This is a genomic window from Prolixibacter sp. NT017, assembly GCF_009617875.1.
Taxonomy (GTDB): domain Bacteria; phylum Bacteroidota; class Bacteroidia; order Bacteroidales; family Prolixibacteraceae; genus Prolixibacter.
Genome location: NZ_BLAV01000001.1, coordinates 1,818,018 through 1,840,818 on the forward strand (window position 1 = coordinate 1,818,018; position 22,801 = coordinate 1,840,818).

Annotated in this window: 19 protein-coding genes; 7 read left to right on the forward strand and 12 right to left on the reverse strand. The window is 47.6% G+C overall.

Features of this window, described 5'->3' with window-relative positions; genetic code table 11:
* Nucleotides 1–218 precede the first annotated feature (218 nt).
* The 12 genes from GJU87_RS07580 to GJU87_RS07635 form a co-directional block, all read right to left on the reverse strand.
* Nucleotides 219–1,298, reverse strand: a complete 1,080-nt coding sequence (locus GJU87_RS07580) for a dipeptidase (RefSeq protein ID WP_153638975.1) — start codon at nucleotides 1,296–1,298, stop codon at nucleotides 219–221.
* A gap of 15 nt (nucleotides 1,299–1,313) precedes the next feature.
* Complete coding sequence (locus GJU87_RS07585) at nucleotides 1,314–2,402, reverse strand: D-TA family PLP-dependent enzyme (protein WP_153638976.1); 1,089 nt, start codon at nucleotides 2,400–2,402, stop codon at nucleotides 1,314–1,316.
* Nucleotide 2,403: 1 nt separating this feature from the next.
* Entirely contained in the window at nucleotides 2,404–2,874 is a 471-nt protein-coding gene (locus GJU87_RS07590) for a RidA family protein (protein WP_153638977.1), read from the reverse strand.
* An 11-nt stretch (nucleotides 2,875–2,885) separates the two neighbouring features.
* Nucleotides 2,886–4,205, reverse strand: coding sequence for a gluconate:H+ symporter (locus GJU87_RS07595; RefSeq protein WP_228491897.1), 1,320 nt, complete (start codon nucleotides 4,203–4,205; stop codon nucleotides 2,886–2,888).
* 169 nt (nucleotides 4,206–4,374) lie between these two features.
* Nucleotides 4,375–4,728: a DUF3147 family protein gene (locus GJU87_RS07600; RefSeq protein WP_228491898.1), complete on the reverse strand. Its 354-nt coding sequence runs from the start codon at nucleotides 4,726–4,728 to the stop codon at nucleotides 4,375–4,377.
* A 53-nt stretch (nucleotides 4,729–4,781) separates the two neighbouring features.
* Nucleotides 4,782–5,384, reverse strand: a complete 603-nt coding sequence (locus GJU87_RS07605) for a hypothetical protein (RefSeq protein ID WP_153638978.1) — start codon at nucleotides 5,382–5,384, stop codon at nucleotides 4,782–4,784.
* 95 nt (nucleotides 5,385–5,479) lie between these two features.
* Entirely contained in the window at nucleotides 5,480–6,130 is a 651-nt protein-coding gene (locus tag GJU87_RS07610; RefSeq protein WP_153638979.1) for an HAD family hydrolase, read from the reverse strand.
* Nucleotides 6,131–6,239: 109 nt separating this feature from the next.
* Complete coding sequence (locus GJU87_RS07615) at nucleotides 6,240–6,830, reverse strand: TMEM175 family protein (RefSeq protein ID WP_153638980.1); 591 nt, start codon at nucleotides 6,828–6,830, stop codon at nucleotides 6,240–6,242.
* Between the two features lie 310 nt (nucleotides 6,831–7,140).
* Entirely contained in the window at nucleotides 7,141–8,076 is a 936-nt protein-coding gene (locus tag GJU87_RS07620; protein ID WP_153638981.1) for an SMP-30/gluconolactonase/LRE family protein, read from the reverse strand.
* 418 nt (nucleotides 8,077–8,494) lie between these two features.
* Entirely contained in the window at nucleotides 8,495–9,202 is a 708-nt protein-coding gene (locus GJU87_RS07625) for a DNA alkylation repair protein (protein ID WP_153638982.1), read from the reverse strand.
* 27 nt (nucleotides 9,203–9,229) lie between these two features.
* Complete coding sequence (locus GJU87_RS07630) at nucleotides 9,230–9,610, reverse strand: VOC family protein (RefSeq protein WP_153638983.1); 381 nt, start codon at nucleotides 9,608–9,610, stop codon at nucleotides 9,230–9,232.
* Nucleotides 9,611–10,843: 1,233 nt separating this feature from the next.
* Nucleotides 10,844–12,493 carry an ATP-binding protein gene (locus GJU87_RS07635; RefSeq protein ID WP_153638984.1) on the reverse strand — a complete coding sequence of 550 codons (1,650 nt, stop codon included), beginning with the start codon at nucleotides 12,491–12,493 and terminating at the stop codon, nucleotides 10,844–10,846.
* Between the two features lie 603 nt (nucleotides 12,494–13,096).
* Between GJU87_RS07635 and GJU87_RS07640 the strand changes: the two genes are divergently transcribed.
* The 7 genes from GJU87_RS07640 (at nucleotide 13,097) to GJU87_RS07670 (ending at nucleotide 22,766) form a co-directional block, all read left to right on the forward strand.
* Entirely contained in the window at nucleotides 13,097–14,434 is a 1,338-nt protein-coding gene (locus GJU87_RS07640; RefSeq protein ID WP_153638985.1) for a TolC family protein, read from the forward strand.
* An 11-nt stretch (nucleotides 14,435–14,445) separates the two neighbouring features.
* Complete coding sequence (locus GJU87_RS07645; RefSeq protein WP_153638986.1) at nucleotides 14,446–15,717, forward strand: efflux RND transporter periplasmic adaptor subunit; 1,272 nt, start codon at nucleotides 14,446–14,448, stop codon at nucleotides 15,715–15,717.
* A 4-nt stretch (nucleotides 15,718–15,721) separates the two neighbouring features.
* Nucleotides 15,722–16,483, forward strand: a complete 762-nt coding sequence (locus GJU87_RS07650) for an ABC transporter ATP-binding protein (protein ID WP_153638987.1) — start codon at nucleotides 15,722–15,724, stop codon at nucleotides 16,481–16,483.
* Nucleotides 16,484–16,495: 12 nt separating this feature from the next.
* Nucleotides 16,496–17,716 carry an ABC transporter permease gene (locus GJU87_RS07655; RefSeq protein WP_153638988.1) on the forward strand — a complete coding sequence of 407 codons (1,221 nt, stop codon included), beginning with the start codon at nucleotides 16,496–16,498 and terminating at the stop codon, nucleotides 17,714–17,716.
* An 87-nt stretch (nucleotides 17,717–17,803) separates the two neighbouring features.
* Nucleotides 17,804–18,883 carry a sensor histidine kinase gene (locus GJU87_RS07660; protein WP_153638989.1) on the forward strand — a complete coding sequence of 360 codons (1,080 nt, stop codon included), beginning with the start codon at nucleotides 17,804–17,806 and terminating at the stop codon, nucleotides 18,881–18,883.
* A gap of 37 nt (nucleotides 18,884–18,920) precedes the next feature.
* Nucleotides 18,921–19,637, forward strand: a complete 717-nt coding sequence (locus GJU87_RS07665) for a LytTR family DNA-binding domain-containing protein (protein ID WP_153638990.1) — start codon at nucleotides 18,921–18,923, stop codon at nucleotides 19,635–19,637.
* A gap of 243 nt (nucleotides 19,638–19,880) precedes the next feature.
* Nucleotides 19,881–22,766: a PAS domain S-box protein gene (locus tag GJU87_RS07670; RefSeq protein ID WP_153638991.1), complete on the forward strand. Its 2,886-nt coding sequence runs from the start codon at nucleotides 19,881–19,883 to the stop codon at nucleotides 22,764–22,766.
* Nucleotides 22,767–22,801 lie beyond the last annotated feature (35 nt).

The following is a 22,801-nucleotide window of genomic DNA, read 5'->3' on the forward strand; positions in this document are numbered from 1 at the left end:
AATTTAATAACCGTAGTGTAGCCTTATTTATTGTGTATTGCTTAAAACGAACAAAAGGAATGATATTGACCTACCATGGGTAAGTATAATTCATGAAATCAGCATTTCACAAGCTAACTGGGGGCGTCAGATTTCCATTACAAATACACACTATCCGGTTTGTTTCAGTATTCTATTCCTGAAAACAGCACCAAATTAAACCAGTCATTTCTTTACGCCTAATCAAAATACGATTGCAGAAACCGAATGAAATTCCCGTGCATGATGTTTTGCACATCTTCATCATTAAAGCCTCTTTTTTTGAGTAAGGCCGGTAACTTTTGTATGTCTGCAATGGTGTCGAGGTCGTACGGACACTGTTCATTACCAAAGGCTCCGTCCAAATCACTGCCAATCCCCGCATGCAGCGAATCGCCGGCTAGTTGACAGATGTGATCGATGTTATCGACCATGATGTCCAGTGTCACATTCCGGTCTTTGGGGGTGGAAACACCACGAATCCAGTCAGGCACCATCATCCACGCATCGAGTGCCACACCAATAATCGCATCTCTGTTAACGAGTTCCTTTATCATGTTATCACTGAATTGCCGGTTATGGTCAACAAAATGGCGGCAATTGTTGTGACTGGCCCAAATGCTTCCCTTGTATATATCCAGCGCATGCCAGAAGGCATCGTCATTCAGGTGGGTCATGTCCAGAATCATACCCAGTTCTTCCATGGTCTTCAGCAGTTCGACCCCTTTTGCGTTTAGCCTGCCGGAAGAATCCGTTCCGTTGGCATAGACTCCCGGACCATAATGTGCCGGACCAATGGCCCGTAAGCCATAGTTGTAAGCTCTTTCCAGGTGATTCATCGAAATGATGGAATCAGCACCTTCCAGGCTAAGCAGATAGCAAACAGGGGCTTTCCCATCCGGTTTTTCCCACAATGCAAGACTCTCATCTAAGGTTTGACTGTCTACAATCGGCTTCATTTCGCCGGCTTCTTCCATGGTACGGTACCATTGCAACTGGCCCTGTGTTTGCGCCCAGGCCTGCTCCTGTGAATACCAGCCCGGAATGGGACTTCCCGGCTTCACGACTCTTGAAATCTGAGTAGCGACCACCAGCCCAACATTTCCTTCCCGTAAGGCCGGAAATGAAACGGTGTTTCGGCCGCGATCGGGTTTGTCGGTCATGCCTTTTTCGCTTTCGCGGATTTGTTCAACCGTCCATCGCTGGTCGCGGTTCCACTCCATGGCGTTCATTGAGATGTCCAGGTGAGCGTCGAAGCACAATATTTTGTCGTTTTTCATTTATCTATTAGCTGTTTAGTAAATTCGTTCTCGGGCGGTTACGTCCCAGGTTCCGGTTACCTGGTGATTGGTGACCACATACACTTTTTCGTGCAGCGCCATCGTGGGGCAAATGTGCTTTGGCAGGGCGTAGACCAGCTCCCCAATCTCAAAATCCTCTTCCCGGTCGGGAGCTACTACCAGGTGTTCTTCGCTGTGATTGACCACTTCTCCGGGCTCAAAATCGAGAAATTGCAGTCTCGGATGTGGCATTTCCGACGCAAATGCCTTATAACCCAAATCGAAGCAGACATTGCCATGAGGTTTACTGATGACTCTTCCGGCAATAACGGCAGCCGGCAGAAAGTCGAGGTCGGGGATGGTTTCGGTGTAGCCCGCGTCCCAAAGAATGGGTGTTCCCGGACACAACGTCCGTTCCGGATATTGCACGTGCACAGGAAATGTTGGTGTCCCGCCGCAAGCGATTTCTTCCACGTCGATCCCTTTCTCTTTTACATTCTTCACCAGCTGAGCGACGCTTTCGTAGTCACGGTCGATATGAGCCTTCCGCTCCGCTAAGTCTATTTCATGAACATGGCCGTCATAAAAGTGAAAACCTGCAAAACGAAGATTTTTACTACCATGAATAAAATCGACTATAATTTCGGCCAAACCAGGAATGATTCCGGTCCGGTGCATGCCGGTGTCCAGGTCGATGAAAACCCGAACCGTTTGGCCTTTCTGAAAAGCCGCGGTGTCGAGCACGTGGGCTGCTGCTAGCGAGTCGATGGTGACGGCAAAAGTGATATTCGGGAAACGATTGGTGAATTCCAGAAACCAGTTAATTGCCGGACCGAGCAGCGGATAAGCCAGCAAGATGTCTTCGCCGCCGTTTTCAGCCACCATTTTTACTTCCGACAGCGTCGCACATTTGAATTTGCGGATTCCCATCTGCACCTGTAGCTGAATAATCTCGGCAATCTTGTGAGTCTTCACATGCGGACGCAGCCGTTTGACATCACCCGCCATCGCAATCATTCTCTTGATATTTTCTTCTATCCGGTCAGGGTAAAGCAACACGGACGGCGTAAAAACAGATGATTCATTGGTAACAGAATACCACATATCAGGCTTCTTCGTGTAGTTCGAAAATACATTCTACCTCCACAGCAATGTTGCCGGGAAGAAACACACCAACGGCGCTGCGGGCACCTTTGCCGTTTTCTTCGTCAAAAACATTGACCATAAACTGGCTAAAACCGTTGATGACTTGGGGGTGTTGTTCGAATTCAGGGTAACAGTTGACCATTCCCAGCGTTTTAATCAGACGTTTGATTTTCCCCAAATCCCCGATTCGCGCTTTGATGGTTGCCAACATAGCCAGCCCTACCTGACGGGCAGCGACTTGACCTTCTTCCACCGTTAAATCGCGTCCAACTTTCCCTTTGATTAATTGCTTGTCGCTTTTCAGCGGGCCTTGTCCGGAAACATAAAGGTGGTTGCCGGTAATAACGACCGGACGATAGATGCCGCCTAACGGAGGAGCGGGTGGTAATTCCAGTCCCAGTGCTTTAATTTTTTCTTCTACTGTGCTCATCTTAGTTTGGTTTATATAAAATGATTGATGATAAAAACACCTGCCAGACCGACCAGTGAAATGGTCGTTTCCATTACTGTCCAGGTCATAAAGGTTTCTTTCACCGAAAGGTTAAAGTACTCTTTAAACATCCAAAAGCCACCATCGTTCACGTGCGACAGCATTAAACTTCCTGAACCAATGGCCAGTACCATTAGTTCGGGCGACACGTGCGGTAGCGATGCCAACGGAAGAACGATCCCAGCTGCTGTCATTCCGGCTACGGTGGCTGAGCCGACTGACACCCGAATGACCGCGGCAATCAGCCAGGCGAGGAACAACGGAGACATCTGCGAATGCCGGAGCAATTCTCCCAAATACTCACTGATGCCGCTGGCGACCAGTACCTCTTTTAAACCTCCGGCTCCCGCCAGAATCAGCAATATCATAGCGATACTGGATACAGCGTGTGCCAGCCGGTCCATGATGTCGGGAATACGCTTTCCGCGACGGACGCCCAACGACCAAATAGCAAAAAGTACGGAGAGCAACATCGCCAGAACTGGATTCCCAATGCCTTCAATGTATGGATAAATGGCGTTTTCTTTTGGGATGAAATGATTTGCTATTCCCGAAAAAGCAATCAGAATAACGGGCATCAGAGCGGTCAGAATACTGATGAATGTTGACGGTAGATCCTTTTCGTCCAATACTTCATGGCCGGTAAAATCCGCCAGCGGTTTCGCTTTGATTTTTTTGAAGCGGGGAGAGAGTATCGGTCCGGCGATGATGATGGCCGGAATGGCAATGAGCAAACCGAGCATCATGGTATCACCGATATCAGCATGAAACATGGCTGCTATGGCCGTGGGAGCGGGGTGTGGCGGCAGATAGCCATGTGTTACTGAAAGAGACGCCAGCATAGGCAACCCGACCAGGAGCAAAGGAAGCCCCGTTGCCTCGGCAATGGTGAAGGCGATGGGTATGAGGATGACAAAGCCGACGGAATAGAACATGGGGATACCGACAATAAAGCCGGTTAACATCAGGGCCCAGTGGATTCGCTTCAAACCAAAGGCTCCGACCAATGTTTGAGTAATTTGCTGTGCCGCACCGCTGTCGGCCACGAGTTTACCCAGCATGGCTCCAAATCCCAGAATCAACACCAGCAAGCCGAGCGTTTCGCCCATTCCTTTTTTCAATGCATCGATAATGGCATTGAGAGGTAACCCCATGGCCAGTCCAACAAAAAGGCAAACCAACGTGAACGAAATAAAGGCATTGAGCTTGAACACCGTAATCAACAGCAGGAGCAGGAGAACACCCGTCAGGACAATTAGTAAAGGCATCATAAGGCAGCAGATTGGTAAGGGCTGTTAAATCCAAACCTATTTAATCCGGATATGGAGCCCGTTTGCTTTTGTCCTTAAAATTAAGTGCCTCTCCGGATTTACCAACTCTTTACAAAACAAATAGAGGAAATCCGGCGGTTTCTTTAAGTTGGAGTTAATTTCCGATTGATTAGATATGGATGCCAAAATATTTCAATGTCATCACATATAGCCAATATGCCAGGGCGGTAAAGATCACGGAAAGAAATAAGGCAATCCAAAAGCTGAGCCCACTTTTGACTAACAGGGGAAAGGAAATTAAAAAGACATAACTGGGAATAACAGCCAGAAGAACATTCCAGGAAAGACTCATAACTTTTCCAACGTCATGCGTGTCAAGATACAACCAAATCATAGCCAAAAACGTAGTCAGCGGAAGCGACGCATATATGGCCGCCATAATCGAGTTGCGTTTTCCAACTTCCGAAATGGTAACAATCAGGATAGAGGTTAGCAGTACTTTAATGATATATCTGAGCATCATCAGGGTGTTTTGTTTGTGATTGAATATTCTTACGTAAATTATATTCTTTAAGTTCAGTTCAGCGAAAAATATTTGATCAATAACACAACGGCCCCGACTACCAGGAACAGGTCGAGTTGTACTTTCAGCTTCAGTAAGCCAAACAAACCATAAAAGAGTCCGGCAATGACGAAAGCCAATGAGATGTAGGCTGAATTCAACCCGTTAAAAACCAATAGAAATCCAATGACAACCGACAGGGTGGGACAGGGAATTAAACCAGCGGGCGAGGCGTACAGATAACCGATGTGAGAATTGGTTTCGATGAAATGGGGATAAACCAAACCAAAAGCCATTATGAGGATTCCGGCTACGACAAACGGCTTTTGCGACATAGTTACAGGTAAACCAGATATTTGCATGCTAAAAATGAAGACTATGATGGCCAAAACGGTAAACGAAGTTCCATTAAAGGGATTTCCTCTCATCCAGGCCAGCAGAGCTACCGTCAGCAACGGAAGGCACAAAATGCTTGCCAGTAACTGGTTCGAAGGTTTCCAACCAGCCAGCAGGGCGACAATCAAAATATAGAAAAGGAGATGCCAGATTTTAGCCAGCGTGACATAATCATTTGCAATGGCATGTAGTCCGTCAAGAATCTCTTCAGCTTTCGGCATGATTTCTCGTTTCAGGTTCGGAAGAAGTTATTTCCCTTGAAATTAAGAACTTTAACAGAGAACCCGAAAGCAAAAGAGAAAAACGTTGACGATTGCTATAGTAATGTCATCAACTCTGAAGGATGTGCAACGGTTTTCTTCGCACCGTTGGCGCGCAGCTCTTCTTCACCCCGAAAACCCCACAGAACACCAACGGCGTACATTCCGGCGTTATTGGCAGTTTGCATATCCACGTCCGTGTCGCCTACGTAAATCATCTCTTTCGGGTCGATCCCCATTTCCTTGCTCATTTGGAGCGCTTTCTGCGGGTTGGGTTTTTTCAGACTTTCATCTGTCAGCCCGGCGATGATGGTAAAATACTCTTCGGGAAGAAGTGTTCTGGCGGTCTGTTGCGTCATTTCATCGGCTTTGTTGGAAAGGATGGCGAGTTTTAAATCGCGGGCAGACAGTTCGTCCAGCAAATCGGTAACCCCATCGTACGGACGGGTCTTGTTAACGCAATTTTTCTTGTAAAGACTGTACATTGTTTCGAAGTAAGCCCGGATGGTTGCTTCATCCCGTTGCGATTCGGGCAAAGCTTCCCTTACTAAGTTTCTGATACCACTACCGACAAATAGCCGATAAGCCTCGTTATCGTGGGTGGGCAGGTTGTTCTCGCTGAGCACCCGGTTCATCGAATCGGCAATATCTTCGATGGTATCGAGCAACGTACCATCCAAATCGAAAATAATTCCTTTAAAAGACATGAGTTCTGTTTTTGTTCGCGGTTACATTCTGAAATGAATCGGCAAACTTACACAATTTGCAGGGGACATCACAAGAAGAGCTCTTCGTTTCGGATAGAAATCGAATACATCAATGTTTGGAAGAGGTTTCTGCAATTGTCCGTTCTATCCGCTTATCAGGAATCAGCCAGATGAGGGCGACAAGAATGTATATACCTCCGGAAAGCCATTGACTCAACCAGCTGGAACCGATGGCAATCAGGTACAATATCGGCGATATTTTCCCCTTGATATCTTTTCCAATGGCTTTTGCCAGAAGAGAAGTATGTCCGTGACTTTTGATGATCAGGTTTTGCAGGACGAAATAGGCTATCGCAGCCATTAACAGGACTACCCCATACAAGGCAAGAGGCGTGGGGCTGAATTGATTTTCGCCCATCCAGCCCGTCACAAACGGGATGAGTGAAAGCCAGAAAAGCAGATGCAAATTGGCCCATAAAATGCTGCCATTCACCCGCCTCACGGTGTGCATCATGTGGTGGTGATTGTTCCAGTAGATTCCCACGTAGATAAAGCTCAGTACATAACTCAGAAATACCGGGATTAGCGGCTTCAAATCAGCCAGCTCATGACCATGGGGTACTTTAATTTCCAGTACCATAATGGTAATGATAATCGCCAGCACTCCGTCGCTGAAGGCTTCCAAACGTCCTTTATTCATGTTTCAGGTGTGTAGGTTTTAGCCTTTTAACGTGATAAAGGCAACAAGGTTAACAATCCGGCTAACGGCCGAGGGCAGCCAACAATGAAAATACGAATTGCGTGCATGCCTTCAGCCTAATGAATAATGAGTAATCTATCTGAGTTTTATCGTCTGGAGTCTGGTGTCTTCTTTCTTAGCAAAAGAAAACGGGCCAAAGGCAAAAGCAAAGTAGAAGCGCAACCTGTAACCCGAAATACGAAGCCCGACAACAGGAACCACAGAAACTACAGAAACCGCGGAGCACAATCTGTAACTATTTAATAATTGTTCATTCCTCATTTCTCATTGCTCCTGCTCCTTTCACCTTCATCGGCAGCTTGTAAAAACCATGACTGGCGGTAATAAACAACGTTTTAAAATGAGGTCCACCGAAAGTTACATTGGCTGTCCAGTCCTGTTTCACGTCAATGTGGTCAATCTTTTGCCCCTGCTTGTTGAAGACGGTCACACCCTTTCCGGTGAGGTAGAGATTGCCTTCCGCGTCGAGCGTGAGGCCATCCGAGCCCATGTCGGTGAATAGCTTCCGGTCGGTCAGGTGACCGTTCTTTTCAATCTGATACACGTACGTTTTGTTGGCGCCTATATCGGCGACATACAACTGTTTGCCATCCGGTGAGCCAATGATGCCGTTGGGTTTCACCAGGTCGTCACCAACAATAATCACCTTATGACGGTCGGGCGTGAGGTAGTAAACACGCTGCTTTTTGATTGCTGGTTTTTTGCGTTTCCAATAGTCACGCTGATAGTATGGGTCGGTGAAATACATGCCGCCTTTTGGGGCAATCCATACGTCGTTGGGACCGTTGAGCCGGTGTCCCTTGAAATCTTTTATCAGCACGGTTACTTTCTTATCGGGAGAAATCGACCAAAGCTGGTCATGCAAATCGGCACAGGTGATGAGATTCCCCTTCCGGTCGAAATACATTCCGTTCGAACGTCCTGCATTGTCCATAAAAACCGATAGTTTGCCGGCTGTGCTGTATTTCCAGATTTTGTTGTTGGGCTGGTCGGTGAAATAAACATTTCCTTTGGCGTCAGCTGCCGGCCCTTCGGTAAAGGAAAACTTGCCGGGAATCAATTTCAACTGGGCGCCGTCGGCTATCACCGGGCTGTTTTGTGCATTGACAATCGGAGCGAAGCCCATGATTCCGGCCACTACAAGCGGCAAAATACGAATCAAACGGATGGATGAGAATAACTGCATGTATCAGAGGTTTTTGTTTATTATCGTTCAGTAAACCGCCATTTTTCAGGCGAACGAAAGATAGTATTTTCAACGGAAACTCAAGCTGAGAATGGGAGAAAGGGTGAAGTGGAGAGTGGGCGATTGGGGGCTTATCTAACAGCAACCACGAAGCGCAACCTGAAACCCTTTAATCAATTAATAATGAATAATGTGTAATGAATAATTGAAGAGGTGTAAGGAGTAAGGTATAGGATATAAAGTCAAACGTCAAAGGTCTAAAGCCACCTCCTAACAACAGCAACCACGAAACTCATCCGTGTGTATCCGTGAATTTAATCCGTGTCCATCCGTGGAGGTTTCTTACCACCTAAAAACTCTTTCCACAACAGTAACAAAAGAAACCACAGGAACCGCGAAGCCCAACCTGAAACCTCTTCTATTTCGCCATCGCCACCGCTTTCATCTCCTTCGGCATCTTCTCTATAGCATACCGAAGCGCTGTACGGGGCATCATCGCCTTGTTGCGCACCACATAGTCGAATACTTCCTGCTGGTGGGCCTGACTCGCGGCTTTCAGCATCCAGCCGTAACCTTTTTGCACCAGATCGTCCGTGTCGAGGAGTAAAATGTCCGCGATGGCTAGTATGTCTTCCAAAAACAGACCTCTTCGTGCCGGGATAATCAACGAAACGGCAGCGGCGCGTTTCACCCAGCGGTTTTCAGATCGCGCAAACGCCTTTAGTTGCGCCAGAAACTCCGGATACATCATTACAAAGTCGCCGATGGTGTGATTGCACAATGTATCGCACGAAGCCCAGTTGTTGACATAATTGGTTATCCACTTCGCGAACACAATGAAATCTTCCGGAACGTACTGTTTGCGAAGGGAGTAAGCCCAGTTGCAGGCTACAAATGACTCTTCCAGGTTGCCCGACTGCCACAACTGGTCACACAGGGCAAAAATATCGGTTTTGCTCTCTGTTTTGAGCTCTTTCCAGTACTCTTTGCTGATTTTACTGACGACCGCCGTTTTCACGCCGTACGATTTTAGTTCTCCCTTGAAGAATCGCTGCCCCGATATCCGGGTTTCTTCAGTTGCATTGCTTTGCAGTTCTTCGCGAAGGCCGGTGAGGATGTTGTTCATGTGGTAAAGATGAGTGTTTCCAAAAATTTACGCATAATTACTAATCTCAATCAGGTTGCCGTCCGGGTCGCGGAGGTAAAGCGAGCGGATTTTCCCGGTTGCGCCGGTCCGTTCCACAATGCCCTCGACAATCTTTACGCCCTTGCTGATGAGTTCGGCCTGTACCTCTTCAATGGCGGTGGTGCTGATAAGACAAATATCGGCCGAGCCGCAGGTGGGAGCGGAGGCTTTGGGCTCAAACTCTTTGCCTTTTGGGTGCAGGTTGATTTTCTGCCTTCCAAACGACAACGCTTTCCGGTTGTCCCCGAAAACCACCAGTTCCATACCGAGTATTTCGGTGTAAAATTCGATGGTTGCCGCCATGTTGGCAACGGTCAGGACGATATGGTCGATGTGATTGATTTTCATGAAGTAGATTGATTGAAATTCAATTAGAGGGTTAACGTTTGTTTTGCTTTATAGTGACTTATTATTTCAAAATTAAGGGATATAACCCAATCTTTCGGTACCATTTAGATTGTCTTTCATCTTTTTGTTTCACTGGTTCTCTAAATTAACGATTCACCACTTTCTTTTCGTATCCGACATTGTCCTTCACCCAATAACTTTTCAACACCCCAACGTTCATATAAAATAAAACACAGCAAAATCCCAATAAAATAAAGTGCTATATCACTCTCTATCCAATCCCTCCTTTTAAACATAGGCAACCGTTCGTCCTCTGAAAAATCCGACAAACGAAAATTTTTTCCCGCCAGGTTCGTCAGGAATTTTACGGGCCAAACTGATTTTGATCGCGTCGCCCAAAAATTCTCTTGCCGGTCAAGCGCTCCCGATCGTATTTCTAAAATTTTTTTGGTCGACGAGTTGATTCTGAATTCACTCCTGAAAGCTTTTAGGGAGGCGAACTGCTCCAAAAGTTGTTTCTGAAGACTTTTAGGTCGGTAAATCATTCCGGATTTTGCCCCTAAAAAGTTTTAGGTCGGTAAATAGGTTCTGAATTGGTCCCTGAAGAGTTTTAGATCGAAAAAAATATTCTGTTCGGGTTCCCCAAAAGTTTTAGGTCGGTAAATAGGTTTGGAATAGGTCCCTAAAAATTTTTAGATCGGGAATTTTTGGCTGGGGTGCTTCCCAAAACGTTTCAGATCGGAAAAATATAGCTGGACATCGACCAAAAAGTTTTCAGATCGAAAAAATACGGCTGGGAGGCTCCCATAAAGTTTTTAGATCGCGAAATTACATCGGGTTAGGGCTCCGGGCTTTCATCGAGCTTCGCTCTGTTGGTGATGGCACGCCCCGGCAAGGGGGCTGTTCCAAATCCATCAGACAAAATTTGGTGTATGTTTTTTTCGGCCTGAAAGGCCAACTGACTTCAGTCCGGGGCGAAACCCCGGGTTATGGAAACGGAACGTATATGCGGTAGCACAACGGCTATGATTGAAAAAGAATCGCTGTCTCGACCGCAATGGTAATGGCGTAGCATTAATGATAACCCGGCCCCTGCAGGGCGCAGGAAATGATGGTTGTCATATCCCCAAGGCGTTGCCATTGGGCTGAATTAAATTGTCCCGTAGGGACATACAAAAAAATCCTGACAGGTTGCGAGAACCTGCCAGGATATAGGGGTGGAGCATCGTTCGTTTATTTACTGAAATACTTCTGCCGGACGGCTTTTAGCTTGTACTTGTTCACCGGTTTGGAGAAGTAGTCGTTGCATCCGGCCTGGATGGCTTTCTCGCGTTCGCCGGTAAAACCAAAGCCGGTTAAGGCGATAATGACGACATCTTTGTTGAATTCCCGTATCTGACGGGTCGTCTCGTAGCCATCCAAACCGGGTATCTGCACATCCATCAAAATCAAATCGATATCGGGATTGCCGCGGGTAATTATCACCGCGTCCTCACCGGTTTTTGCCAAAGCAATTTCGTTGCCAAACATCTTCGCGGCAATGGATATGATTAACTCCGATGTTTCATCGTCTTCAACAATCAGCACTTTCAGGTTACCGTCTTCATCGTCCGGTTCGGAAACAATGGCTCCGTTTTCGCCCAGGTTGCGCTTTTCCGATTCTTCGCCAAAAGGCAGGGTGAAATAGAAGACAGAGCCTTTTCCTACCTCACTCTCCACCCATAACTTTCCACCTTGTTTCTCGATGAACTCCTTGCAGAGAATCAAACCGAGTCCGGTGCTGGTTTCTCCTTCGGTTCCTTCGCGGTTGACTTTCCCGTCGAGGCGGAACAGCTTGTCCAGCATCTCCCGGTCCATCCCAATTCCCGTGTCGGCAACGGATACTTCGATAAAACGGTCGGGCAATACCTGGGCTGCAATGTCGACTTTTCCGCCGCGGGGCGTGAATTTTATCGCATTGGAAACCAGGTTGCGGATGATGGTCTGCACCACATTTACATCGGCGAATACCTCGAGGTTATTGGGGATGGCACAGGTGATCTCAATCTCTTTGGCCTGGGCCGGTTCTGCTAAAATATCCAGGCTGTCGATGATGATGGAGCAGAGGGGAATGATTTCCGGGTTGAACAGGATCATTCCCTGCTGCATGCGCGACCACTGCAACAGGTTTTCGAGCAAGCGGTACAGGTGCGAAACCGAGTCGCGCATGGTTAACGAGAACTTGCGTATCTCTTCCATGGTCAGGTCCTGCAGGTTTTCCGCCATAACCTGGGTCAGGCCCAGAAAGCTGTTAAACGGGCTGCGCAAATCGTGGGCGATGATGGAGAAGAATTTGTCTTTTTCGGCATTGCTAATCAGCAGTTCTTCATTCATGCGCTTGATTTCGGCTTCGGCTTTCTTCCTTTCGGTGATATCCCGGTCGACGCCCCGGTAGCCTTTTAAATTTCCCTTTTCGTCGAGAATGGGAACGCCATTGGTGAGAACGCAGCGTAATTCACCATCTTTGGTGATGACCCAGTTCTCCATATCCTTAATGGGAGCTTTTTTGTCGACAATCTCTGCAAACAGCGGGGCGATGCGTTCCTTTTCTTCCGGCGGCATAAAATCAAACGGGGTCTTCCCGATGATATCATCCGGCGAAGAGCCGAACATATCGATGCCGGTTTGCGACGTGTAGGTATACACGCCATTTTTGTCGACCTCCCATACCCAATCCGTCTTGTTAATTTCGCGAAGGCGCTCTTCGCTTTTCTGCAAATCCAAATCGGCCTGCTTCCGACCCGCGATGTTTTTGTCGTATTCCTTCTTTAACGATTGGTATTTCTGTTGCAGCTCCTGCAACTCAACGATGAGTTCCTTTTTGGTTTTGGCATTTTGATTCATTACACAGGTTTTAGCGTTCCCGTTAATGGGGCAGTTGCATTTCACCGGTTATCAGCGGTGTTTTCGCTTTACACGAATGGGGTAGTAATATGGGCAAAAAAAATCTCTTTTCCCGGGTATTGTATAGCAGGTTTTAATTATAGATAAGAGAGGAGAGACAGAAGACATGATAAGTTTCAGGTTGGAAAGAGTGTTAAGAAACCTCCACGGATGAGTTTCGCGGTTGCTGTTGTTAGGAGGTGACTTTAGACCTTTGAAATTCGACGTTGGACGATTTCAAGTTTCAGGTTTCAGGTTGCGCTTCGCGGTTTGAATTGTTTCTGTTGTTCCTGTCGTTATTGTTGTTCGGCTTCGATATTCCGTCCGTTGCCGGGCAGGTAGGGCCACGATATATCGTGGCCGGGAGCTATCGGCAGTATACGGGAATTCATTGTTCTGCTTCCCTGCAACCTCGAAGTGCAATTGGCTTCGTCGAACTTCGTTTCGTGTAATTTTCCTTCGATAAAATCCTTCCCTTCGTCGATAAAATCCCTGGCCCGGTCTATTCTGCTTTCAATCGGCTTTGCCGGAAACTACCTTTCGGTAAAATCAAAACGCGAAAGCATGAGAACAATCATCAGGCATATTTCCATCATCGGAATCATCATCCTGTATTTCTCCAATTCGGGTGTTTCGGCGCAACCGGCCGACTCGATCCACTGGAATTTGCAGGACTGTATTCAGTATGCATTGAAAAAGAATGTCACCGTGCGGGGGAGTGAGCTAACCTACCAAAGCAACACAGTTTATGCCGACCAGGCAAGAGCTAATCAGCTGCCATCCCTCAATGCATCGGTCAATCAGCATTTCAGCTGGAGCAAGAGCAACGGCATTAACGATAATTACGCAGGGGCCAACAGCACCGACTACGGTGTGAACTCCAGTCTGACGCTCTTCAACGGCTCGAAGCTGACCAATGCCATCAAGCAGGCCGATTTGAACCTGCAAAGCAGCAACTACGATATTCAGACCAATAAGGAGACCGTGAGCCTGAATATTCTGAACGCCTATCTGCAGGTGCTCTATGCGCAGGAAGCCGTGACCAATGCCCAAAACCAGATTCAGTCGACACAGGGGCAGGTAGAACTGGCCAAGGAAAAGCTATCGCTCCGGGTGATTTCCCAGTCGGAATACCTGCAGGTGAAATCGGAGCTGGCCAGTGAGAAACTGACGTTGGCGAACGCCGAAAAGGATTTGGCCATTGCCCGCCTGAACCTGATGCAGCTGATGGAGCTTCCGGTTACCGATAACTTCCACGTGGTGCGCCCGGTGCTCGATTCGCTGGTCAATCAGCAACGCAGCCCCAATCCGCAGGATGTTTACCTGAAAGCCCTGGGTTTTAAACCCGAAGTGAAAAGTGTGGAGCTGAACAAGCAGAGCGCTGCCCTTGACGTGAACATCGCCAAAGCGGGATATCTACCCAAACTGTCGTTGGATGCCGGAGTTAATACGGGTTATTCGAGCCTGCTGACCGGTTCGGGTTACAGCACCCAGCTCAGCGATAAGCTGACGCCTTCGGTGGGACTGAGCCTGTCCATCCCGATATTCGATAACAAGCAGGTCAAGTCGAATGTAGAGCTGGCGCAAATCGGGACACAGAATGCCGAGCTACAGGAAATCGATGTGAAAAACCAGTTGCGGAAAGAGATTGAGCAGGCCTGTACCGACGTGAAATCGGCACAGATTCAGTACGAAGCCAGCGTGGAGAAATACGACGCAGCCAATGAGTCGTACCTGGTGGCCGAAGAAAAGTTTCGCCAGGGACTTATCAACTCGGTGGATTTCCTGGTACAGAAAACCAATCAGATTACCGCTCAGAGCAATCTGCTGCAATCGAAATACACCCTGATATTCGACTATAAAATCCTCGATTTCTATTCGGGAATACCGTTAACCCTATAATATCAACACACATGAAAAAGAAGACTATAATTATTATATCGGCCATTGCGGTGATTGCCATAGGCGGGCTGCTGGTGAGCAATGTCATGAAAGACAAGGATAAAACCATCGATTTCAAGACGGCTACGGCCGACACCGGTTACCTCAGCAATACGGTAACCGCCACCGGAACCCTTCAGGCCATTCAAACAGTAGAAGTCGGTACGCAGGTTTCGGGCCGCATCAAAAAACTGTATGTCGATTTTAACTCGCATGTAAAAAAAGGAGAGGTGCTGGCCAAAATCGATGAAGAACCATTACGGCTTTCGCTTGACCAGGCCCGGGCTACGCTCGACAATGCAAAAGCGGAACTGAAATACCAAAAGGCCAACTACGAACGGCTGAAACCCTTATACGAGAAACAACTGATTTCGCAAACCGATTACGACCAGGCGGTCTACAATTACGAGCAGGCCAAAGCCAACGTCATCAGCGCTCAATCGGGGTACGACAAAAGTAAGACGAACCTCGATTACGCGACGATTTATTCGCCCATTGATGGCGTCGTACTCAACCGTGCCGTTGACGAAGGGCAGACCGTTGCCGCCAGTTTCAACACCCCGACGCTGTTCACTATCGCCAACGACCTCACACAAATGCAGGTGGAAGCCAACGTGGACGAAGCCGATATTGGCCAGGTGCGGGACGGTCAGCGGGTGGAATTCACGGTAGACGCTTACCCTGATATGAAATTCGCGGGTACGGTAACCGAAATACGATTAGAGCCGGTGACGACCAATAACGTGGTAACATTTACCGTTATCATCTCGGCTCCTAACCCCGACAAGAAATTGCTGCCGGGAATGACGGCCAGCGCCACCATCTTCGTAAAGGAATCGAACGATGCACTAAAAGTTCCGGTCCAGGCACTATTGTTCAAACCCGATCCAAAGTTGATGCAGGCCTACATGAGCCAACTTCCTGAAAACGACCGTCCGCGTAAAGCAGCGATGGCAATTGAACCCAACAAAGGGAAAACCTTGTCACCTTCCGGTGAAAAACAGGACGAAAACGGACAGAAAGAGCAACATGTATGGGTGAAAGATGGTGTGATGCTCCATCCGGTAACCGTAAAAACCGGCATCAACGACGGAACCGATGTGCAGATTCTTTCCGGTCTGAAAAAAGGAGAAAAGGTCGTACTGTCGATGAGTGAGAAGAAACTGGCAGACAATTCATCGGAAGAAGCCAGGAGTCCGTTCATGCCGACACCTCCGGGGCGACGAAACAAGAATAAAAAGTAAAGAAATGGAAAACAACACCATCATACAGGTCAATCAGTTGCACAAGGATTTTCATGTGGGAGAAGTGACCGTGCGCGCCTTACGGGGAATCGATATGGAGATTCGCAAAGGAGAGTTTGTCGCTATCATGGGAGCCAGCGGTTCAGGTAAATCGACGATGCTGAACATCCTGGGGTGTCTCGAAAAGCCGAGTTCGGGCGATTATCAGCTCGATGGCATCAATATGGGCGATCTGAATCGGAATGAGCTGGCGGGTTTGCGGAACCGGAAGCTGGGCTTCGTCTTTCAGGCCTATAACCTGCTACCGCGAACCTCGGCGCTGGAGAACGTGGAACTCCCGTTGTATTACAACAGCAAAGTGAGCAGTAAAGAGCGGAAAGAACGCGCGAAGGAGGCACTGAATGCCGTAGGACTGAGCGACCGGATGCACCACATGCCCAATCAGCTGTCGGGCGGACAGCAACAGCGGGTCGCCATTGCCAGGTCGCTGGTGAACGACCCGGTCGTGATTCTGGCCGACGAGGCCACCGGTAACCTCGATACCCGTACTTCTTACGAAATTATGGCCCTTTTCCAGGATCTGAACGACAAGGGCAAAACCATTGTCTTTGTAACGCACGAACCGGACATTGCCCGCTTTACCACGCGGAACATTGTTTTCCGCGATGGCCTGATCAAAGGCGAACATCCGGTGACTGACCGGCTGAGCGCGCAGGAAATGCTGGATAACCTTCCTCCCGACGAGGATGTGGATGTTTCACTTTAAACCCTTAGCGACATGAATATTTCCAATCTATTCAAAATAGCCATCAATGCCTTGCGAAGAAACAAATTCAGGGCATTCTTAACCATGCTGGGTATCATCATCGGGGTGGCCTCGGTGATTGCCATGCTGGCCATTGGCGAAGGTTCGAAGCGAAGCATCCAGCAGCAGATGTCGTCCATGGGAACCAACCTCATCCAGGTGATGCCTGCTTCCCAGGAAAGAGGAGGCGTGCAGCTGGGAAACTCGAATGCGGAGTCGCTGACACTAAAAGATATTACCGCGATAGAGAAAAGTTGCCCCGATGTTGTAGCCGTTTCGCCCGAACTGCGGGCCAGCGGCCAGGTGGTGTATGGCAACGAAAACTGGCCGACATCGATATTTGGTATCAATGACCAGTACCTGAACATCAAAAAGTACGACCTGTCGAGCGGACGTATGTTCACCGAAAGCGAAATCAAAACCATGGGTAAAGTCTGCCTGGTAGGACAAACGGTGGTAGAAAAGCTTTTTGGGAAAGATGCCAACCCGGTAGGACAAAATATCCGTTTCAACAAAGTCCCGATGAAGATCATTGGTGTATTGGCCGCAAAGGGCGAGAACTCGTTCGGCCGTGACCAGGATGATATCATCATGGCGCCTTACACGACCGTGCAGAAGCGAATTCTGGCCATCGACTATATTCAGGGAATCAGCATGTCGGCCGCCAGCGAACAAAAAGCCGATGTAGCCATCACGGAAGTGGAAAACGCCTTGCGCAAATCACATCAGCTGACCGGCAACGACAACGATGACTTCCGGGTATTCTCCCAATCGGAACTGGTGAGTACCTTTTCATCCATCAGTAATGTACTGACAGCCCTGCTTGGTGCCATCGCCGGCATTTCGCTGTTGGTGGGCGGTATCGGTATCATGAACATCATGTATGTGTCGGTGACCGAACGTACCCGTGAAATCGGGCTGCGGATGTCCATCGGCGGCCGCGGTATCGATATCCTGATGCAGTTCCTCATCGAATCGGTTCTGCTGAGTGTCATCGGGGGAATACTGGGGATTATACTGGGCTACCTGGCTTCCAATCTGGTCGGTTCCATCATGGGGTGGCCGGTGTATGTGATGTCTAGCTCGGTGATTCTGTCGTTCCTGGTCTGTTCCGCTATCGGAATCTTCTTCGGTTGGTATCCGGCCCGTAAGGCTGCCGGCTTAAATCCGATTGATGCCCTCCGGTATGAGTAAATTCTGCTATCTTAGGGACTTCAGGAGATAAATCCTTGCCCGTGCTGTAGAAATCAAATTGGACGGCACGGGTAAAAACTTTAACTGATGAAACGAAAAGTACTTTCCGGTAATCGCCTGCATATTTTGTTGCATGTGCTGGCCTGGATTTTCCTCTTCTTCCTGCCACAGTACCTGATGATGCTGGCCTGGGGGCGCAGCGGAATGATGTCGGGACGGCTTTACTTCAACACGGCGGTGTATGCAGCAGTGTTTTACATCAATTACATCTGGCTGATTCCCCGGTTCTTCCTGAAAGACCGGAAATGGATGTACTTTCTGCTGATATCGGTTATGGTTTTTGCACTTTACTGGGTGAGCGACTGGGGAAATCACCTGTTGGTGACGGCAGATGAGCAACGGTTCATGGAGGCCATGCGGGAAATCTGGAAGAAGAATAACTTCCCGAAACCACCGCCACGGGAATTCCATATTTACATTTATTTAGTGACGAGCATACTTGTTTCGGGATTTGCTATGGGGCTGCGGGTAATGGGTAAACTGGCAAAGAATGAAGCAGAACGAAAAGATTTGGAAAAAGCTAAGCTGAATTCCGAATTGGCCCTGCTGAAAAGCCAGATTAGTCCGCATTTCTTCTTCAATACCATGAACAATATCTATTCGTTGATCAGCCTCAATCAGAACGATGCGGGAGAGGCAGTACTGAAACTCTCGCACATGATGCGGTACTTGTTGTACGAATCGGAGAGCGAGTTAATCCCATTGGAAAGAGAGATTAGCTTCATGCGTAACTATTTCGACTTAATGAAATTGCGCATCAACGAAAAGGTAACCGTCAATGTTTCGTTTCCGGAAGAGACCCAAAGTATCGACGTGTCGCCATTGTTGTTTATTCCGTTCATCGAAAACGCTTTTAAGCACGGTATCAGCTACCGCGAAAAATCATTCATCGACATCGTACTGCAGGTTGATGAAGGGAAGATTAATTTCATGTGCCGGAACAGCAAAGTGCTTTCCGGGAAACTGAAAGAAAAGGAGTCAGGGATAGGTCTGGAAAATGCCCGGAAACGCCTGAAGCTGCTTTACCCGGGAAAACATAAACTGGAAATCGATGAGGATGATGAGATGTTCCGGGTACTGCTAACTATTCAGATTAGCGAGTCTTAAAGAAATTGTCTTTGAAATCAACCTAAAAACCGAAAGAATGAATCTGCGGGTCATAGCTATCGATGACGAACCTCTTGCCCTGCAACTGATCAAGGGCTACATTCAGAAAACACCGTTCCTGGAACTGGTGAATACGTTCGACAATCCGCTCGATGCCATGGAATTTTTGGCACACGAGCAGGTCGACCTGTTGTTTCTCGATATTCACATGCCCGACTTATCGGGAACCGAGTTTACCCGCACATTGACTTCTCCGCCTAAAATCATCTTCACCACCGCCTATGAAAAATATGCGTTGGAAGGTTTTAAACTGAATGCGGTCGATTACCTGCTGAAACCTTTCAGCTATGAGGAATTCCTGAAGGCCGCTATCAAAGCGCAGAATATGTTCAACCTGGAGCACCAGGCGCATACGCAAATCGAGGCCAACAATGAATATCTTTTTATCAAGTCAGAATACAAGATCCGGCGCATTAACTTCGATAATATCCTGTATATCGAAGGCCTGAAAGATTATATCAAAGTGCACGTACAGAATGAAGCCAAACCCATTCTGTCACTCAACTCCCTCAAAGCACTGGATGCCAAGTTGCCCGAGGACCTCTTCATGCGGGTACACCGCTCGTACATTGTCAACCTGGCAAAAATCGAAACCATCGAACGAAACCGCATCGTTTTTGGTAAAGTCTACATCCCGGTAAGCGACCAGTACAAAGAGAAATTTCAGGAATTTCTCGATAAGAATTTTCTGTAGTCCGGTTTTAGACTGCTCCACTTTTTACGTTTTGGTTTTTGGCCCAGCTCAGATAATTGAATAGCGGGGTTCGTCCATGCTTCAGACAATTTTATTCACTCCTTCATCGTTATAAATTTGTAATAATTAACCCGACGATAAACTGAATGTGTGACAGAATACAGATCGGCTGAATGAGAGATATTCTTTTGGGAGATTGATAAATAGGTTATCTTGTCGCACTGTTGACTAAGTGATACGAGGATGAATAATTCGATTGTGGTAGCGCTGTTGCAAAATACAGCCATTCTTCTGGCCTTCAGCATGCTTTACGATTACCTGTGGGTGGGAGAAGAGAACTCAAAAAAGATCTCCGATAAACTGATTACCGGCGTTATTCTGGGAGCTATCGGGATTATTCTGATGTTATCGCAATGGACCATGAAACCCGGTCTGGTTTTCGACACGCGCTCGGTGATGCTTTCCATATCCGGTGTTTTCTTTGGACTGGTTCCCACTGTTATTGCCATGATTGCTACCGGAGTGTTTCGGATACTTGAAGGCGGTGCCGGACTATGGATGGGGATAGCTGTTATCATCTCCTCCGGAACCATTGGAATTCTTTGGCGCGAACTCCGTCCCAACTGGTTTTGCAGCAATCAACTTCTGGAGTTACTTTCTCTTGGGGTAGTGGTTCATATGTCCATGTTGGCTTGCTCACTTTTGCTTCCTGCCAGTGTGCGTTGGGAGACGCTATCGCAGCTGGCATTGCCGCTCCTGACGGTTTATCCGATTGGAAATGTATTGCTGGGAAAGTTGATGCTGAAGCAGAATAAAAACTGGCAAACCCGGAATGCCCTTCACGAAAGTGAGGAAAAATACCGGACGTTGGTTGAAGGGGCCGGCGACACAATCGTGATTCTTCAGGACGGATTGATTCAGTTTGCCAACCACATGATCTCACAGGCTTTTGGTTATGGACGAAATGAAGTACTTAACCGAAATTTCCTCGAATTTATTGCGCCTTCTGAACGTACCCGGTTGGAACAGTATTACATTGCACGGACCACCGGAAAGGATGTACCAACGAATTACGAAACGGTTATTCAGCATAAAGATGGTCAATTAATCACTGTCGAGTTAACCGCGAGTACACTGACATATAACAGGCGTCCGGCGCATATGATGTTCGTCAGAGATATCACCGAAAGGAAAGAAGCCAAATTAAGACTGGAGAACGAGCGAAAACAGCTTAAAACGCTTTTTGAAACCATCCCCGATTTGATTTGGCTGAAGGATAAAGAAGGGAGATTCTTATCATGCAATCATGAATTTGAACGCCTGATGGGAGTTCCGGTAGAAGAATTATTCGGAAAGACGGATTACGACTTTTTTCCGGCTGATTTGGCTACGTTCTTCCGTGAAAAAGACAAAGTTGCCATTGAGGAAGACGAAGCACAGACCAACCTCGAATGGGTGACCTACGCCGATGATGGCCATGATGCGTTGTTTGAAACGATTAAAACGCCCATGCGGGATTCGGAAGGAAACCTGATAGGCGTGCTCGGAGTCGCCCGGAATATGACTGATTTTTACCGAACACAGGAGGCTTTGAAGGAAAGCGAGCGGAAGTTGAAAGAAGCGCAAACGCTGGCACAAATCGGACACTGGGAGCTGGATATAGAATCGATGCACATGCACTTCTCAGAAGCCATTGGCAAGATTATAGAATTGGATGATGAGATTCTGAAAATTTCATTTGATAAATTTCTTCAGCTGATCCATCCGGACGACAGAGAAAGAGTGAAGAATTCATATGTCTTTTCCGAGCCCGGTAAAAAGTACAGTGAAGTGACTCATCGCTTACTTCTTAAGAACGACAAGATAAAGCATATCGAGCAGCGCTACATCACGGAATACAATGCACAGGGACACCCTGTCAGGCGCCATGGTACGCTGCAGGATATTACCCGGGAGGTCCTGACCGGTCTGGAGTTGCTCAGGGCAAAAGAAAAAGCGGAAGAGAGCGACCGGCTGAAATCCATTTTCCTGGCCAACATGAGCCACGAAATCCGTACCCCGATGAATGCCATCATGGGCTTCTCCAATTTGCTTGGAGAGTTGGAGCCCGACGACCCGGAGCGCGATAACTTCATTGATATTATACAGAATTCGAGCAAGCGCCTGCTGCAAATTATCAATGATATTGTTGATATTTCAAAAATCGAAGCAGGACAGTTGCGGATAAACAAAACTGATTGCGAACCTGCAAAGCTGCTTGAAAATAGTTACCGCACCTTTGAGAAATCGGCATGGGTCACCAGCAATCCTAACCTGGATTTGATGTTGGAACTCCCCGAAGATGCCGCCGCCATTCGTTTGCATACCGATGGCATCAGGGTGCAACAGGTGATAGACAACCTGATGAGTAACGCTTTGAAGTTTACACAGGACGGAAGTGTTACGATTGGTTTCGTTCAGAAACAAACAGAAGATGGCAATTTTATAGAATTCTATGTAAAGGATACAGGGCTCGGTATTTCTTCTGAAAAGGCAGAAATCATATTCGAACGCTTCAGGCAGATTGATGAAGATAAACACCATGAAGGCGCTGGTTTGGGGCTAAGCATTTCCAAAGGTATTGTGGAACTTCTGGGCGGGAGTATCTGGTTTACTTCGCAACCCAATATCGGGACTACTTTTAGTTTTACTGTTCCGTACCAACCGGTGAAAGAGACATTGCCTGAATGGAAGAAGGCCGGGAGTGAGGTTGATGAATTCCAGGGACTAAGCATTATAATTGCTGAAGACGACCGGAATTCATATATGTATTTGCGGGAGCTATTGAAGAACCGGGTATCAGAAATAAAACATGCTTCCAACGGGCAAATTTTGATGGATATGCTGGAACAGAGCCAGCCTGATTTGGTGCTGCTGGATATCGATATGCCGGTGAAAAGTGGATACGAATGTCTTCAGGAAATAAAGGAAAAGGGTATAACTACCCGGATTATAGCGCAAACAGCCTATGCCATGCTGGAGGAGCGTGACCAGTTATTGGAAGCCGGATGTCATGGCTATATCGCGAAACCGATTAAAAAAGCTGAGTTGTACGAAGCGATTGGTGAAGTAATGAAAACCGCCTATTAAATTTGAACGTGATTTTAGGTTTTATATATAGATGA